This window comes from Achromobacter sp. ACM03, assembly GCF_014851665.1.
Taxonomy (GTDB): Bacteria; Pseudomonadota; Gammaproteobacteria; order Burkholderiales; family Burkholderiaceae_B; genus Achromobacter; species Achromobacter aegrifaciens.
This window is the reverse complement of the sequence record NZ_JACVAD010000009.1, coordinates 69,280-81,344: the sequence shown is the minus strand read 5'-3', so window position 1 is coordinate 81,344 and position 12,065 is coordinate 69,280. Positions and strand designations below refer to the sequence as shown.

The following is a 12,065-nucleotide window of genomic DNA, read 5'->3' as shown; positions in this document are numbered from 1 at the left end:
CCATGAAGACTAGGCTATTGGCCGCGATGGCGGCCGGCGCCCTGTGCCTGTCGGCCCTGGCGCCCGTCCAGGCGCAGACCGCCGACTGGCCCAACAAGCCCCTGCGCCTGCTGGTGGGATCCGCGCCGGGCGGCGGCACCGACGCCATGGCGCGCGCCGTGGCCGACAAGCTGGGGCCCTTGCTCAAGCAGACCGTGGTGGTCGAGAACAAGCCGGGCGCGTCCAATACGCTGGCGGCCGACCTGGCGGCCAAGTCCACGGACGGCCACACCATGGTGATGGGGGTCTCTACCGCCCATGCCATCGCGCCGCACCTGCTGAAGCTGGGCTATGACAACGACCGCGACCTGACGCCGGTGGTGTTCGTGGGCGCCGTTCCCAACATCCTGGTGGTCAACAACGACGTGCCGGCCAAGTCGGTGCAGGAACTGATCGCTCTGCTCAAGAGCAAGCCTGGCACCTACAACTTTGCCAGCAGTGGCTCGGGCAGCACCCAGCACATCGCCGCCGAGCTGTTCAAGGACGCCACCGGAGTGCAGATGATCCACATCCCGTACCGCGGCAGCGGCCCGGCGCTGGTGGACCTGATGGGCGGGCAAGTGCAGATCGCGTTCGAGACCGCGTCTTCCGTGATCCCCCACATCAAGAGCGGCAAGGTGCGCGCGCTGGCCGTGCTGAGCGCCAAGCGCAACGCCCAGTTGCCCGACGTGCCGACGATGGCCGAGGCCGGCGTCCCAGGCGTGGAAATGAGCGCCTGGTACGGCATCTACATGCCCAGCGCCACGCCCGCCGCCAATCAGAAGCGCATCCATGACGCCGTCAACGGCATCCTGGCCCTGCCCGACACGCAGGCCCGCCTGCAGGCGATCGGCGCCGACATCAACCCGATGAGCCAGGAGCAGTTCGCGCAGTTCCATAAGAGCGAAAACCAGCGCTACGCCGGCGTCATCAAGAAGAACAACATTTCCGTGGAATGACCCAGACATGAGCAAGCAGCAGAAACCCGTCATCGCCCTGACCCTGGGCGACCCCGCAGGCATCGGCGCCGAACTGATCGCCCGCCTGCTGGCCAGACCCGAAGCCATGCAACAGGCGAACATCGTGCTGGTGGGCGACGAGTGGCTGTGGCGCGAAGGCCAGCGGGTGGCAGGCGTGCAGGTCGCCATCCAGCCCGTGGACAGCATCGAGGCGGTGCGCGGCCGGCCGGACACCGGCGCGCCCGCCTGGCTGGGGATGGATACCATCGACCCCGGCCAGGTGCATGTCGGCCAGGCCGAGGCCGCGGGCGGCGCGTCGGTGCTGCGGGTGCTCAACGCCTGCATGGACGCCGCGCGCGACGGCCACGTCGACGCCATCTGTTTCGCGCCCCTGAACAAGTACGCCATGAAGCTGGGCGGCCTGGGGCACGACGACGAACTGCACCACTTTGCGCAGTACCTGGGCGTGACCGGCTACTTCTGCGAGTTCAATACCCTGGGCGACCTGTGGACTTCGCGCGTGTCCTCGCATATTCCGTTGAAGGACGCGGCGGCGGCGCTAAGCATCGACGGCATCAAGGACGCTACCCGGCTGATCTACCGTTCGTTGCAGGCCAACGGCATTGCCGAGCCGCGCGTGGCGGTGGCGGCCTTCAATCCGCATGGCGGCGACGGCGGCACCTGCGGCCGCGAAGAGGTGGACATCATCGCGCCCGCCGTGCGGCAACTGAACGATGAGGGGCTGCCGGTGCAGGGCCCGTTCCCCGCCGACACCATCTTCCTGAAGGCCCAGGCCGGCGAGTTCCAGGCCATCGTCACCATGTACCACGACCAGGGCCAGATCGCGATCAAGCTGCTGGGCTTTTCGCGTGGAGTGACGGTGCAGGGCGGCCTGCCCATTCCCATCACCACGCCGGCCCACGGTACCGCCTACGACATCGCCGGCCAGGGCCGCGCCAATCTGGACGCCACCTGGCAGGCCTTTCTCATCGCCTGCCGCATGGGCCTGTCGCACCGCGCATCGCGCACGCGGGCGGGCTGATCCGCCGCTTTCATTCCATACCCTTATTCCAAGCAGGATATCCTCATGAAGATCAAATCCGTCCGCGCCCGCGTCTACGAGTGGACCGGCAAGACCGTGCCGCCGCAGGGCAATTTCTGCTCCAACGCCATGGACCTGCTGTATTCCAAGCAGGAAACCATGAGCACCTTCCGCTTCCACGGCTGGACCGTGGTCGAGGTGGAGACGGACGACGGCATCGTGGGCCTGGGCAACGTGGCGCTGGCGCCGCGCGTGGCCAAGGCCATCATCGACCAGTACCTGGCCCCGCTGGTGATCGGGCAGGATCCCTGGGATTACGAATACCTGTGGCAGCGCATGTACCGCTCCACCCACGCCTGGGGCCGCAAGGGCGTGACCATGGCCGCGATTTCGGCGGTGGACCTGGCCATCTGGGACATCCTGGGCAAGTCGGTGAACAAGCCCGTCTTCAAGCTGCTGGGCGGCCGAACCAAGGAAAAGATCCCGGTCTACTACTCCAAGCTCTACCGCACCGACCTGAAGGCCATGCAGGAAGAGGCCCAGACCTATCTGGACCAGGGCTTCACCGCCTTCAAGATGCGCTTCGGCTACGGTCCGGCGCACCTGCAGAAGGGCGTGTCGGAGAACCTGAAGTCGGTGGAGGCGGTGCGCGAGGTGATCGGCTACGACACCGACCTGATGCTGGAGTGCTATATGGGCTGGAACCTGGAGTACGCCAAGCGCATCCTGCCCAAGCTGGAAAAGTTCGAGCCGCGCTGGCTGGAAGAGCCCGTCATCGCCGACGACATCGACGGCTACGCGGAACTGAACCAGCTGACCTCGATCCCGATCTCCGGCGGCGAACACGAATTCTCGCTCTATGGCTTCAAACAGTTGCTGGACCGCAAGGCGGTGTCGGTGGTGCAGTACGACACCAACCGCGTGGGCGGTATCACGGCGGCGCACAAGATCAACGCGCTGTGCGAGGCCTACAGCGTGCCGGTGGTGCCGCATGCCGGCCAGATGCACAATTACCACCTGACCATGAGCACGCTGGCCTCGCCCATGAGCGAGTACTTCCCCATGTTCGACGTGGAAGTCGGCAACGAGCTGTTCTATTACATCTTCGACGGCGAGCCGGTGGCCAAGGAAGGTTTCATCGACCTGGACGACGACAAGCCCGGCCTGGGCCTGACGTTGAAGACGGAATACCTCAAAGACTTCAACATCATCGAATGAACATGGCTACCTACCAGAACCCGCGTTATCGCGGCATATTCCCGGTCGTGCCCACCACCTTCACCGAATCCGGCGAGCTGGATCTGCCCAGCCAGAAGCGCGCGGTGGATTTCATGATCGACTCGGGCGTGGACGGCCTTTGCATCCTGGCCAATTTCTCCGAGCAGTTCGTGCTGTCGGACGACGAGCGCGAAATCCTGACGCGGACCATCCTGGAGCACGTCGCCGGCCGCGTGCCGGTGATCGTGACCACCACGCACTTCAGCACCCAGGTCTGCGCCGCGCGCAGCCGGCGCGCGCAGGAGCAGGGCGCCGCCATGCTGATGATCATGCCGCCTTACCACGGCGCGACGATCCGGGTGTCCGAGGAACAGGTGGCGGGATTCTTCCAGCGCGTGTCGGACGCGGTGGATATCCCCATCATGATCCAGGATGCGCCGGTCGCAGGCACGCCGTTGTCGGCGGCGGCGCTGGCGCGGATGGCGCGCGAGATCGAGCACGTCGCCTACTTCAAGATCGAAACCGCGGGCGCGGCCAGCAAGCTGCGCGACCTGATCGCGCTGGGCGGCGAGGCCGTGGAAGGGCCCTGGGACGGCGAGGAAGCCATCACCCTGCTGCCCGACCTGGATGCCGGCGCCACCGGCTCCATGACCGGCGGCGGCTTCGCCGATGGCCTGCGGCCCATCATCGAGGCCCATCGCGCAGGCAGGCGCGACGAGGCCTACCGCCTGTACGAGCGCTGGTTGCCCCTGATCAATTACGAGAACCGGCAGGGCGGCATCCTCACGGCCAAGGCCTTGATGAAGGCCGGCGGCGTGATCGCGTGTGATGCGCCGCGCCACCCTTGGCCGGCCATGCGCGCGGAGGTCCGGCAGGGCCTGCTGGAGACCGCGAGCCGCCTTGATCCGCTGGTCCTGCGCTGGGCACGCTGAGCAGGGATTGATCAGCCTGCCAAACACACTGTTCCGTCACGGCGAACAAGCCTGTCACGCGTGACGGTTAAAATCCCTGGCTATCCATCCAGTCGGGGGCGCGTGTGCAGCCGGTCATTTCAGTTCAGGATCTATCCAAACGGTACGCATCCGGATTCCAGGCGCTCAAGAGCGTGAACCTGGATATCCGGCGCGGCGAGATCTTCGCCCTGCTCGGGCCCAACGGCGCGGGCAAGACCACGCTGATCAGCATCATCTGCGGCATCGTCAATCCCACCGCCGGCCGCGTGCTGGCAGACGGCCACGACATACTCACGGAGTTCCGCGCGGCCCGCGCCAAGATCGGCCTGGTGCCCCAGGAAATTTCCACCGACGCGTTCGAAAGCGTCTGGAACACCGTCAACTTCAGCCGCGGCCTGTTCGGCAAGCCGACCGACCACGCCTACATCGAAAAGGTGCTGCGCGACCTGTCCCTGTGGGACAAGAAGGACAGCCGCATCATGGCGCTGTCGGGCGGCATGAAGCGCCGCGTCATGATCGCCAAGGCGCTGTCGCACGAACCCGCGATCCTGTTCCTGGACGAGCCCACCGCCGGCGTGGACGTCGAGTTGCGGCGCGGCATGTGGGAAATGGTGCGGCGCCTGCGCGAAAGCGGCGTCACCATCATCCTCACCACGCACTACATCGAGGAAGCCCAGGAAATGGCCGACCGCATCGGCGTGATCCGCAAGGGCGAGATCATCCTGGTCGAAGAGAAGCACGCGCTGATGGCCAAGCTGGGCAAGCGCCAGCTGGCGCTGACGCTGAAGGCGCCGCTGCCGGGCATCCCCACGGCGCTGGACGCCTTCCAGCTGGACCTGTCCGACAACGGCCACAAGCTGGTCTACACCTACGACAACCAGGGCGGCGGGGAAATCTCCCGGCTGCTGCATGAGCTCTCGCGCCTGGAGATCGAATTCACCGACCTGAATTCGTCGGAAAGCTCGCTCGAGGATATCTTTGTCAGCCTGGTGCACGGTCAATCATGAACTTCTACGCCATCCGCGCTATCTACCTGTTTGAAATGGCCCGCGCGTGGCGCACGCTGATGCAGAGCGTGCTGTCGCCCGTGATCTCCACCTCGCTGTATTTCGTGGTGTTCGGTTCCGCCATCGGTTCGCACATGGTCGAGATCGACGGCGTGAGCTACGGCGCCTTCATCGTGCCCGGCATGATCATGCTGTCGCTGCTGACGCAAAGCATCGCCAACGCGTCCTTCGGCATCTACATGCCGCGCTTCTCGGGCACCATCTACGAAATCCACTCGGCGCCCATCTCCTACGTGGAGATCGTCATGGGCTATGTGGGCGCTGCCGCCAGCAAGTCCATCATCCTGGGGCTCATCATGCTGGCCACGGCGCGCCTGTTCGTGTCGTTCGAGGTCGCGCATCCGTTCTGGATGCTGGGTTTCCTGGTGCTGACGGCCGTGACCTTCAGCCTGTTCGGCTTCATCATCGGCATCTGGGCCGACGGCTTCGAGAAACTGCAGATCATCCCGCTGATGATCATCACGCCGCTGACCTTCCTGGGCGGCACCTTCTATTCCATCAAGATGCTGCCGCCGTTCTGGCAGACCGCCACGCTGTTCAATCCGGTGGTGTATCTGGTCAGCGGCTTTCGCTGGGCCTTCTATGGCGTGGCGGACGTCAGCGTCGGCGTCAGCGTGGGCATGACGCTGGTGTTCCTGCTGGCCTGCCTGATCGGCGTGCGCTGGATCTTCAAGACCGGCTACCGGCTGAAGACCTAGCGCAGACGGACAGGGGGACGGTGGCTCAGGCTTGGGCCGCCGGCGCGCGGCGGGCCAGGCCGTCATGGGCATCGAGCAGGCGCTCGCGCCAGGCGTGGACCGGATCGTCCTGGGCCAGCAGTTCCAGCGTGCTGGTGCAGCGCGCCCACATGAACATGCCAAACACCGCGTAGTCGGCATAGGCCGGCTGCGCGCCCGCCAGATAGGGCTGCTTGCCCAGCATCTGCCGCAAGGGCAGCAGCGCCGCGCGCAGCGCGGCGATCTGGTCTTCATAGCCCGCCGGCAGGTCTTCCAGCCGGCCGAAGCGCTTCTCCCGCGTGGCGCGGAAATAGTCCCGGTCCTTTTCATGGATCAGGCCGTGGATGCTGGGCAGCAGCAGCCGCGCCAGCGTCGGCACCAGGGTTGTGTCCGACCATGAATTCACGAAAAGGCTCAGCGCACGGCCGCTGGCGCCGCCGAACAACGAGGGCCGCTCGGGGAAGGTGTCTTCCAGGTAGCACGCGATCTGCCAGGAATCGCTGACGACATGGTCGCCGTGCACCAGCACCGGCACCAGCTTCTGGCCGGAAAAGTCTATGGCTTCCTTTTCGGTGAAGCGCCAGGGCACGGTCGCCGCGGTCAGGCCCTTGTGGGCCAGGGCCATGTGGGTCTTCCAGCAGTGCGGGCTGAAGCGCAGCGAGGCGTCGGCGCCCGCCAGGTCATAGAGAGTGAGATCCGGGGTCAAGATACTGCGCTCCTTCTACGTGTCGGTGACGGAATCCGGAACAGGATAACCGGTTGCGCAGGGCGGGTGGCTCAGGCTTGCCGGACCCGCTATTTGCCGGCGTCGGGCCGGGCCAGCGTGCGGCCTAGCAATTGGCCGGGCCAGCCATTCACGTCGAAGGTCGAAATCCGTTCGTAGCCGCAGGATTCGTAGAAGCGCACCAGAGCGCCGCTGCCGCCGCCGTAGCAGTCCACCAGCATGCGTTCCACGCCGGCGGCGCGCGCCTGCTCATCGGCAAATGCCAACAGGCGCCGGCCCAGGCCGCGCGCCCGGTCGTCGCGCGAGGCCACCAGCAACCTTACGTAGATTTCTGGTGCGGTCGCCGCAGGCACATAGGGCATGGATGCGCCCAGCACCAGCGCGCCATGGATGCCCCCGCCCGGTTCCTCGGCGACCCACGCCCCGGGCAGCGCGCAGGCTTCGGTCACGTTGGCGATGCGCTTGGGCAAGGCCGACCAGGGCTCGCTGCCCCATTGCCCCTCATTGCCCATGTCCACGAACCAGGCGATCACTTCGTCGAAGACCCGCAATACTGCGGGGGCATCTTCCACGCGTGCGCGGCGGATCGTCAGCTGGTTTGTCTCGTTTGCCGTCAAGGTCACAACGCCTCCTGGTTCCTTTCGCTCGGGTATCCCGAACTGGCGTCATCATAGTTGCGCCGCCAGGAGCCTGGGCGATTCGCGCTCAGTTCCACAGCAGCCTGAGCGCCGCCGCCGACAGATAGAGGCCGCAGCCGAACACCGCATGCGTCGCCAGGCTGCGCAGGCGGTTCCTCCAGGGCGTGGGCGTGCGGGACGCTGCAATCCCCGCGCCCATGGCGGGCTGCATGACGAAAAACGGCATGACGACGGTTGCCACGCCCACGGCCAGCGCGGGCAGCCATGTGGGATCACGCAACCATGCCGCGCCCTGGACGCCGACGAGCAGCGCGGCGAAGGCTACGCCCACGGCGTAGTGGATCGTCCACCCCAGCGCCGATTCGCCCGCGATGGGCTCGGCCCGGCCGATATTGGCGTGGGCGAGCTTGCCCCGGCACAGGTGGCCGGCCCACCGGCCGACCAGCGCGTAGCCCAGCGTGGGCATGCCCAGCGCTTTCTGGAGCATGCCCCACAGGTCCATCACGACCGTCGCGCCGATCCCGATCAAAACCACTTTCGCCGCCAATTCCATCGATTCCATGTCCTGTTCCTTCCGTTGATGACCGCATCGTTTGCAGGCATGATAGAAGTTGAAGTCAACTTCAAGTCAAGGAGGATGCCATGGATATCTCGGAAGTCGCCCGGCGCACGGGCCTGCCGGCCTCCACGCTGCGCTTCTATGAAAACAGGGGCTTGATCGTGGCGGTCAGCGCCGCCGGCGAGCGCCGGCGCTTTGCGCCCGGCGTGCTGGATCAACTGGCGCTGATTGCGCTGGGGCAGGCCGGCGGCCTGTCGCTGGACGAGATCCAGGCCATGCTTGCGCCCGACGGCGCGTTGCGGGTGGACAGGCAGTTGTTGCTGGACAAGGCCGACAGCATAGATGCGACCATCAAGCGCCTGCGGGCGATGAGTCAGGGCCTGCGCCATGCGGCGGTATGTCCTGCCGCCAACCATGCGCAATGCCCGACTTTCCAGCGCTTGCTGAAGGCGGCTTCCGGCAGGGTGAAGCAAAGCAGAACGGCTCCGGCCGCCGCAAAGAAAAAAAACGCCATCCGTTCCTGAGGACGGATGGCGCCAACACTAGCTCTCGGAGAGCCTTACCCTACTTCGCGGCGGGCGCGCCCTTGCCCATGCTCATCAAACGTTGCTTGAGCTGGGGGTCCTGCTGGATGGCCTGGCCGATGCCGTTGAATTCCTCGACGCTCAGGCCGTCGGCCTGCACCAGCTTCACCATCTTGGCGTCGGCTTCCTCGACGACCTTCTGCTTGGCGGCATCTGTCTTGGCGGCGTCGACCTTGGGACGGTATTCGTCGACGACGCCGGAAATCTTCTGCGAAGCCGAAGCGAAACGCTGCAATTGCTGGTCGGTCGGCTGGATCGCGGGTGGGGGCGCCATGCGCGGTTGAGCCTGGGCCTGGCCTTGCGCCTGGCTGGCTTGCTGCGCAAGGGCGGGAGCACCGGACAGCGCCGTCGCCAGCACGGCGGCGGACAGGAATGCATAAGTGGAACGCTGCATGAAACCTCCTTGTTCCGGTTGAATGTCGGGCCATGATGACGACCGGGGCGGTGCGGGGGCAAGTTTCGCGATGTGTTTTCCTGTTTCGGCAGGCCACGGGATCGGCGCGCGCCCCGGGAGGGAGTCCCCCGGGGCGCGGCGGAAACGTTTTGCGCGGTTTCGTAGTCGCTGCTGGCCGCGATGTTTCCTTAAATTTATGCGGGACGGGTCTACACGATCAGCATGCTCAGCATTACCAGCGCCAGCAGCAGCACGTAGACGCGGGCGTGCAGGCGGTCGGGGATGCGCGGGATCAGCGGCGCGGCCAACCGGATGCCGACCAGCGAGCCCAGCGCCAGCGCGGCGAAGGCCAGCAGGTCCACATAGCCCACGATCCAGGGCGCCAGCGGTTCGGCCAGGCCGCCGGCCGCAGCCATGTAGGCCAGCGTTCCCACCACCGCCACCGGCAGCGTCAGCGGGTTGGCCATTGCCGCCGCCTTGGCCATGGGCAGGCCGCGACGGCGCAGCAACGGCACCGTCATGACGCTGCCGCCCACGCCCAGGAAGGCCGCCACCGCACCGATGATCACGCCGCCGCCGACCAGGACGCCACGGTCCAGGGGCTGGGGAGACGCGTCCTGCTGCGCCATGAAACCATGGCGCAGCAGGCAATCCAGGATGGTCACGCCCAGGTAGGCGATGAAGGCGTAGCGCACGAAGTCGCCGCTGGCGCGCGTGGCGGCGAGCGCGCCTAGCGCCGCGCCTGCGGCGATGAAGCCGGCCAGGGGCCAGACATAGGCCCGCAGGATGTTGCCGGCGCGCTGGTGCTTGCGCGTGGCCGCCACCGAATTCACGATCATGACGCAGGTGGAAGTGGCCACCGCGATGTGCATGGCCGCCAGGCCGATGGCGTCGTGCGCGCCGTGCGCGGCCGTCAACACCGCATACAGCACAGGCACCACGACAAAGCCGCCGCCAAAGCCGAACAGCACGGTCGTCACGCCGCTCAAGCAGCCGAACAGGGCCAGAACCAGATAAAGCATTGCTGCGTCCTTCCAGGGGAAAACGCCACGATACGGCGGCCGGCCTTGGCCCGCTTTCGAGGATGAGACAATAATGTTCGAGTTTCGGCCAATCGACCCGCCGTGAAGGCGCTTGAACGGGCCATGATTCCCAGGCTATGCGCCCCAGGCTATGCGCAATACCCACATCGACCGCTACGACCATCTGAACCGCGCCGTCGTCGCCATCGGCAACGACTATCCGCCTGGCCGGCTGCTGCCGGCCCACGCGCACCGCCGCGCGCAACTGCTGTATGGCGCCACCGGCGTCATGCACGTGGTCACGCGCGACGGCAACTGGGTGGTGCCGCCGCAGCGCGCGGTATGGATCCCGGCGGGCGTGACGCACCAGGTCCGCATGCTGGACGTCAGCACGCGCAGCGCCTACATCGAGCCGGGAGCGGCGCGCGCGGACCGCGAGGCCTGCGAAGTGATCGAGGTGTCGCCGCTGCTGCGGCAGCTGCTGCTGGACGCGGTCGACATGCCACCCGCCTACGATCTGGCGGGGCGTGACGGCGCGCTTGCAGCGCTGCTGCTGCACGAGGTCGAGCGCGCGCCGGTGCTGCCGCTGCATATCCCGCTGCCGCGCGACAGGCGCCTGGCGCCCTTGTGCAAGGCCTTCATCGCCGCGCCTGACGCGCGCGCGGCGCCGCAGGCCTGGGCCGAGCGCCTGCACATGAGTCCGCGCACCTTCAGCCGCCATTTCCGACAGCAGACGGGCATGGCGTTTTCGGAATGGCGGCAGCGCGCCTGCGTGGTGCTGGCCCTGGCCCGCCTGGCCTCGGGCGAGTCGGTGACCGCCATTGCGCTGGATTTCGGCTACCAGAGCCCGGCGTCGTTTTCGACGATGTTCCGGCGGGTGCTGGGCCGTCCGCCCACGGAGTATCTGCGCGAGGGCTGAGGGCAGTTGGTACTATGCCGGCTCCCGTGGCGGCCCCTTCGGGCCGCCGGGCCACGCCATTCCATGACCATTACACATACGCCGCTATCCATCGGCATCGCCGGCGCGGGCAGCGCCGGACTGGCCGCCGCGCTGGCGCTGGCGCAAGCTGGCCATCAGGTGCGCGTCTTTGAAAAGCACCAGGGGTTCACCACCCTGGGCGCGGGGCTGCTGCTGCAGCCGCCCGGCGTGCGCGCGCTCAAATCGCTGGGCGTCGACGTCGCGGCGCTGAACGTAGGCGCGCCGATCGATCGCCTGCTGGGCCTGTCGCATCGCGGCTGGCGGGTCGTGGACATCGATTACGTGGGCGACGGCGCGCGGGCCGTGACGCGGGCGGCGCTGGGCGGGGTGCTGTTCGAGGCCGCGCGGCGCGCGGGCGCCGAGTTCTCGTTCGGCTGTCCGGTCGAGACGCTTGCGACCCGCGAGGGCAGGGCGCACGTGACGCATGGCGCGGGCGCAGCCCGGGCCGAGTCCAGTTTCGATGTGTTCGTGGTGGCCGACGGCGCCGCGTCCGCGCTGCGCGAGCAGGTCGGATTGGCGGCAAGTTCGCGCGCCTACGCCTGGGGCGCGTTGTGGGGCCAGTTCTGGACGCCCGGATGGCACGGCGCGACGCAGCTGTTGCAGCGCTTTCGCGGCACCCGCGAAATGATGGGCTTGCTGCCCACCGAGATCGGCCCGCAGGGCGTGCGGCTGTCGCTGTTCTGGAGCATCCGGCACGACGCCTTGCCGGCCTGGCGCGCCGCGCCCATCGGCGCCTGGAAGGACCGCATGCTGTCCCTGTGGCCGGAGGCCGCGCCCGTGGTCGATCAGATTTCGCGGCACGACGACCTGGCGGTGGCCACCTACCGGCACACCTGGCCGCGCGGATTGGCGGCGGGCCCGTACTGCGCCGTGGGCGATGCGGGCCACGCGATGAGTCCTCAGCTGGGATTGGGAACGACGCTGGCGGTGCTGGATGCGATGGCGCTGGCGCGGGCCCTGGGACAGCATGGCGCCGCCGCGGGACCCGCGCGCTACGCCCGCAGCCGCTTATTGCCTTCGCGCTTGTACCAGAGCCTCAGCCGGGCGCTGACACCGTGCTTCCAGGCTTCAGGGCCGGGGTTGTGGCGCGACCTGCTGTTCGGCGGCGGGCTGCTCGTGCCGGGGATGAAGTCATTGATGAAGCGCGGCCTGCTCGCCATGCCGCAGCCGGGGGAATCGGGCCGCGGCTGAG

14 protein-coding genes are annotated in these 12,065 nt (G+C 67.1%); 9 read left to right on the top strand and 5 right to left on the bottom strand.

Going from position 1 to position 12,065, the window contains the following annotated elements; all coding sequences use genetic code 11:
* Positions 1-2 precede the first annotated feature (2 nt).
* From IB257_RS28025 to IB257_RS28000, 6 genes are all read left to right on the top strand, one after another.
* Complete coding sequence (locus IB257_RS28025) at positions 3-977, top strand: tripartite tricarboxylate transporter substrate binding protein (protein WP_119449980.1); 975 nt, start codon at positions 3-5, stop codon at positions 975-977.
* A gap of 7 nt (positions 978-984) precedes the next feature.
* Positions 985-2,019 carry a 4-hydroxythreonine-4-phosphate dehydrogenase PdxA gene (locus IB257_RS28020; protein WP_192493155.1) on the top strand — a complete coding sequence of 345 codons (1,035 nt, stop codon included), beginning with the start codon at positions 985-987 and terminating at the stop codon, positions 2,017-2,019.
* A 45-nt stretch (positions 2,020-2,064) separates the two neighbouring features.
* Positions 2,065-3,237 (top strand): L-rhamnonate dehydratase, encoded by a 1,173-nt coding sequence (locus tag IB257_RS28015; protein ID WP_118932506.1) that lies wholly within the window; start codon positions 2,065-2,067, stop codon positions 3,235-3,237.
* Positions 3,238-3,239: 2 nt separating this feature from the next.
* Positions 3,240-4,169, top strand: coding sequence for a dihydrodipicolinate synthase family protein (locus tag IB257_RS28010; RefSeq protein ID WP_054453666.1), 930 nt, complete (start codon positions 3,240-3,242; stop codon positions 4,167-4,169).
* Positions 4,170-4,273: 104 nt separating this feature from the next.
* A complete protein-coding gene (locus tag IB257_RS28005; protein WP_054452839.1) occupies positions 4,274-5,197 on the top strand; it encodes an ABC transporter ATP-binding protein in 924 nt (307 codons plus the stop codon).
* The gene (locus IB257_RS28000) at positions 5,194-5,955 is read left to right on the top strand and encodes an ABC transporter permease (protein WP_042794334.1); all 762 of its coding nucleotides are present in this window, start codon (positions 5,194-5,196) and stop codon (positions 5,953-5,955) included. Before IB257_RS28005 ends, IB257_RS28000 begins: the two co-directional genes overlap by 4 nt.
* A gap of 25 nt (positions 5,956-5,980) precedes the next feature.
* Here IB257_RS28000 and IB257_RS27995 read toward each other — a convergent pair whose 3' ends face one another.
* From IB257_RS27995 to IB257_RS27985, 3 genes are all read right to left on the bottom strand, one after another.
* Complete coding sequence (locus tag IB257_RS27995; RefSeq protein WP_054452837.1) at positions 5,981-6,679, bottom strand: glutathione S-transferase family protein; 699 nt, start codon at positions 6,677-6,679, stop codon at positions 5,981-5,983.
* A gap of 89 nt (positions 6,680-6,768) precedes the next feature.
* Positions 6,769-7,320, bottom strand: coding sequence for an N-acetyltransferase family protein (locus IB257_RS27990; protein WP_370540135.1), 552 nt, complete (start codon positions 7,318-7,320; stop codon positions 6,769-6,771).
* 82 nt (positions 7,321-7,402) lie between these two features.
* Complete coding sequence (locus tag IB257_RS27985; RefSeq protein WP_175214104.1) at positions 7,403-7,897, bottom strand: DUF2938 domain-containing protein; 495 nt, start codon at positions 7,895-7,897, stop codon at positions 7,403-7,405.
* Between the two features lie 80 nt (positions 7,898-7,977).
* Between IB257_RS27985 and IB257_RS27980 the strand changes: the two genes are divergently transcribed.
* The gene (locus IB257_RS27980) at positions 7,978-8,418 is read left to right on the top strand and encodes a helix-turn-helix domain-containing protein (protein ID WP_192493154.1); all 441 of its coding nucleotides are present in this window, start codon (positions 7,978-7,980) and stop codon (positions 8,416-8,418) included.
* 40 nt (positions 8,419-8,458) lie between these two features.
* Here the strand turns inward: IB257_RS27980 and IB257_RS27975 are convergent, their stop codons facing one another.
* Entirely contained in the window at positions 8,459-8,872 is a 414-nt protein-coding gene (locus tag IB257_RS27975) for a DUF4168 domain-containing protein (protein ID WP_119449975.1), read from the bottom strand.
* A 209-nt stretch (positions 8,873-9,081) separates the two neighbouring features.
* On the bottom strand, positions 9,082-9,894 hold the full coding sequence (locus IB257_RS27970; RefSeq protein WP_175163143.1) for a sulfite exporter TauE/SafE family protein: 813 nt from the start codon (positions 9,892-9,894) through the stop codon (positions 9,082-9,084).
* Between the two features lie 151 nt (positions 9,895-10,045).
* On the opposite strand from IB257_RS27970, the gene IB257_RS27965 reads away from it, so the two are divergent.
* Both IB257_RS27965 and IB257_RS27960 read left to right on the top strand, forming a co-directional pair.
* Positions 10,046-10,813, top strand: a complete 768-nt coding sequence (locus tag IB257_RS27965) for a helix-turn-helix domain-containing protein (RefSeq protein WP_119449973.1) — start codon at positions 10,046-10,048, stop codon at positions 10,811-10,813.
* Positions 10,814-10,876: 63 nt separating this feature from the next.
* Positions 10,877-12,064: an NAD(P)/FAD-dependent oxidoreductase gene (locus tag IB257_RS27960; RefSeq protein WP_054452821.1), complete on the top strand. Its 1,188-nt coding sequence runs from the start codon at positions 10,877-10,879 to the stop codon at positions 12,062-12,064.
* Position 12,065: the final 1 nt, after the last annotated feature.

Excerpts from the sequence above, each read along its gene's own strand:
- IB257_RS27960 (WP_054452821.1), top strand. The coding sequence starts at position 10,877 with ATGACCATTACACATACGCCGCTATCCATCGGCATCGCCGGCGCGGGC.
- IB257_RS28010 (WP_054453666.1), top strand. The coding sequence starts at position 3,240 with ATGGCTACCTACCAGAACCCGCGTTATCGCGGCATATTCCCGGTCGTG.
- IB257_RS27980 (WP_192493154.1), top strand. The coding sequence starts at position 7,978 with ATGGATATCTCGGAAGTCGCCCGGCGCACGGGCCTGCCGGCCTCCACG.
- IB257_RS28025 (WP_119449980.1), top strand. The coding sequence starts at position 3 with ATGAAGACTAGGCTATTGGCCGCGATGGCGGCCGGCGCCCTGTGCCTG.
- IB257_RS27970 (WP_175163143.1), bottom strand. The coding sequence starts at position 9,894 with ATGCTTTATCTGGTTCTGGCCCTGTTCGGCTGCTTGAGCGGCGTGACG.
- IB257_RS28000 (WP_042794334.1), top strand. The coding sequence starts at position 5,194 with ATGAACTTCTACGCCATCCGCGCTATCTACCTGTTTGAAATGGCCCGC.
- IB257_RS27975 (WP_119449975.1), bottom strand. The coding sequence starts at position 8,872 with ATGCAGCGTTCCACTTATGCATTCCTGTCCGCCGCCGTGCTGGCGACG.
- IB257_RS28020 (WP_192493155.1), top strand. The coding sequence starts at position 985 with ATGAGCAAGCAGCAGAAACCCGTCATCGCCCTGACCCTGGGCGACCCC.
- IB257_RS27965 (WP_119449973.1), top strand. The coding sequence starts at position 10,046 with ATGCGCAATACCCACATCGACCGCTACGACCATCTGAACCGCGCCGTC.
- IB257_RS27985 (WP_175214104.1), bottom strand. The coding sequence starts at position 7,897 with ATGGAATCGATGGAATTGGCGGCGAAAGTGGTTTTGATCGGGATCGGC.
- IB257_RS28015 (WP_118932506.1), top strand. The coding sequence starts at position 2,065 with ATGAAGATCAAATCCGTCCGCGCCCGCGTCTACGAGTGGACCGGCAAG.